Here is a 2,240-nt window from a genome sequence, read left to right as displayed (position 1 = left end):
GTGGCGGGATTTGAACCCACGGCCTCTTCGTCCCGAACGAAGCGCGCTACCAAGCTGCGCCACACCCCGCTTGAAGCTCCGACAGCCTATCGCACCGGCCCAGCGGCTGGCCAAATCGCGGCGTGGCGGGTCACGGCCACCGGCAGGAGCGCTCGAACTCCGTCAACGCCTCGGCGGGGCCACTCGGATCGAGTCCCTGCGCGCTGACCCACTCGTCGTTGAAGTAGGTGTCCTGGTAGCGGTCGCCGCTGTCGGCGAGCAGCGTGACCACCGAACCGCTGCGGCCCTCGGCGACCATCTCGGCGAGCAGCCCGAACGCGCCCCACACGTTGGTGCCCGTCGAGGGCCCCACCCGGCGCCCCAGGACGGCGCTGACGTGGCGGGCGGCGGCGACGGACGCCGCGTCGGGGACCAAGACCATGCGGTCGACCACGTCGGCCAGAAACGACGGCTCGACCCGTGGCCGGCCGATGCCCTCGATGCGAGAGGACCCGGACACCACGACGTCGCAGCGGCCCTCGGCGTAGGCGGGAAAGAACGCGGAGTTCTCCGGGTCGACGACGCACAGCCGGGTGGCGTGCCGCCGGTAGCGGATGTAGCGGCCGATCGTCGCGCTGGTGCCGCCGGTGCCCGCACCGACCACGATCCATTCCGGGACCGGATGCGCCTCCTCGGCCATCTGGTCGAAGATCGACTCGGCGATGTTGTTGTTGCCCCGCCAGTCGGTGGCGCGTTCGGCATTGGTGAACTGGTCCAGGTAATGCCCGCCGGTGTCGCGGGCGACCCGCTCGGCCTCGGCGTACACCTCGGAGGAGTCGCGCACGAAATGGCAACGGCCGCCTTGGGCTTCGATCAGCGCCACCTTGGACGGGCTGGTGGACGCCGGCATCACGGCCACGAACGGCAGGCCCAGCAGGGCGGCGAAGTAGGCCTCCGACACCGCGGTGGAGCCCGACGAGGCCTCGACCACGGTGGTGCCCTCGTTGATCCACCCGTTGCACAGCGCATACAGGAACAACGACCGCGCCAGCCGGTGCTTGAGGCTGCCGGTGATGTGCGTGGTCTCGTCCTTGAGGTAGAGCGCCACATCGACATCGCCGCCGACACCGCTGCGATCCTGGCCCCACGCCGACGGCAGCGGGTAGCGCAGCAGGTGGGTGTCGGCGCTGCGGCGGGCGTCGGCGTGGATCAGCCGGACCGCGTCGTCCGTCCAGCACCGCGAGCGGCTGCGGACCGCGATCCGGGTCCGCTGGCTCAACGCACCGAAACTGTTGGCTGCGAACGGCTCAGGTCGCTGGCCGAGTCGCGTCCGCCCATCGGGGTGGCGATCAACGTCAGCAGCGTGGCCTCGGGCCGGCAGCAGAAGCGCACCGGCGCGAACGGCGAGGTGCCGATCCCGGCGGAGACATGCAGCTGCATGTGCGCGCCCCAGCGGGACGGGCCCTTCGCGCGCGACCGGTCCAGGCCGCAGTTGGTGACCAGGGCGCCGTAGAGCGGCAGGCAGACCTGGCCGCCGTGGGTGTGTCCGGCCATCACCAGCTGGTAGCCGTCGGCGGCGAAGCGGTCCAGCACCCGCGGCTCCGGGGAATGGGTCAGCCCGAGCCGCAGGTTCGCGGCCGGGCTGGCCGGTCCGGCGATCGTGTCGTAGCGGTCCCGGTCGATGTGCGGGTCGTCGACGCCGGCGGCGGCGACGTGCAGGCCGGCCACCTCGAACTCGCGCCGCGTGTGGGTCAGGTCGAGCCAGCCGCGCTCGGTGAAGGCCGCCCGCAGGTCCTGCCAGGGCAGCGGCTCACCGTGGACCCGGTGCGACGGGTTGGTCAGATAGTTCAGCGGGTTCTTCAGGCGCGGCCCGAAGTAGTCGTTGCTGCCGAACACGAAGACACCCGGCCGCGACAGCAGGTCCCCGAGGGCCTGCACCACCGCGGGCACCGCCTTGGGGTGCGCCAGGTTGTCGCCGGTGTTGACCACCAGGTCGGGTTCCCAGTTGCTCAGCTCGCGCAGCCAGGCCTGTTTGCGGCGCTGGTCGGGCAGCATGTGCAGATCGCTGATGTGCAGCACCCGCAGCGGCGTGGAGCCCGGCGTCAGGACGGGCATGGTTATCTCGCGCAGGACGAAGGCGTTGCGCTCGACGACGGCGGCATAACCGATGCCGACGACGGCAGAACCGAGCGCGGCGGCACCGGCGCGTATCAGCGTGGGCAGAACATCAGCCATGCTGGCAGCCTACTGCCGGTTGCGCT

At 71.2% G+C, this 2,240-nt stretch carries 2 protein-coding genes; both read right to left on the bottom strand.

The features are described from left to right. Positions 1 to 130: 130 nt before the first annotated feature. Complete coding sequence (locus tag A9X04_RS15415; RefSeq protein WP_067921894.1) at positions 131 to 1,258, bottom strand: PLP-dependent cysteine synthase family protein; 1,128 nt, start codon at positions 1,256 to 1,258, stop codon at positions 131 to 133. Then, entirely contained in the window at positions 1,255 to 2,214 is a 960-nt protein-coding gene (locus A9X04_RS15410; protein ID WP_067921892.1) for a metallophosphoesterase, read from the bottom strand. The genes A9X04_RS15415 and A9X04_RS15410 overlap by 4 nt, the downstream gene beginning before the upstream one ends. Between the last annotated feature and the right edge of the window lie 26 nt (positions 2,215 to 2,240).

The organism is Mycobacterium sp. E3247, assembly GCF_001667785.1.
Taxonomy (GTDB): domain Bacteria; phylum Actinomycetota; class Actinomycetes; order Mycobacteriales; family Mycobacteriaceae; genus Mycobacterium.
The sequence above is the reverse complement of the archived record's forward strand: the minus strand, read 5'-3'. Positions and strand labels throughout refer to the sequence as shown.

What these genes read in the sequence shown, in the direction of transcription:
- A9X04_RS15410 (WP_067921892.1), bottom strand. Translation starts at nt 2,214, where the DNA reads ATGGCTGATGTTCTGCCCACGCTGATACGCGCCGGTGCCGCCGCGCTC.